This window comes from Ligilactobacillus equi DSM 15833 = JCM 10991, from assembly GCF_001435735.1.
Taxonomy (GTDB): Bacteria; Bacillota; Bacilli; order Lactobacillales; family Lactobacillaceae; genus Ligilactobacillus; species Ligilactobacillus equi.
Genome location: NZ_AZFH01000108.1, coordinates 1 through 414, shown reverse-complemented (window position 1 = coordinate 414; position 414 = coordinate 1). Strand labels below are relative to the sequence as shown.

The window sequence follows — 414 nt, the reverse complement described above, 5'->3', positions numbered from 1 at the left end:
CCTTATAATTGTTAGACAAAATCTAACGATTATGAGGTGCTTTTTATATGACTAAATATGCTCAAAAATTTAAATTAGATGTTATTCAGGAATATCTGGATACTGGTTATTCACAACTCTCTCTAGAGCACAAGTATTCTCTACCGAAAGGAACCGTTAAACGATGGTGGGCTACCTACAATCAGAATGGTCCTGATGGATTGAAATTACGGCATTCGAGACGTGAATTCACTGTTGATTTCAAGCTCTATGTGATAAACTACTACCTAAATAATGATCTTTCAATGTCTGAAGTTGCGTCTACCCATAATCTCTTGTGTTCCCAGGTATCTATATGGTTCAAGTTATTTAAGGAGGGCGGACTGGAGGCCTTGAAACCGAAGAAGAAAGGTAGGCCAAGTAAGGTGTCAAAGA

The 414-nt window shown here is 37.7% G+C and carries 1 protein-coding gene; it reads left to right on the top strand.

Going from position 1 to position 414, the window contains the following annotated elements:
* Positions 1–47 precede the first annotated feature (47 nt).
* A partial coding sequence (locus FC36_RS07120) for a helix-turn-helix domain-containing protein (RefSeq protein WP_156409545.1) occupies positions 48–414 on the top strand: 367 nt, incomplete at its 3' end.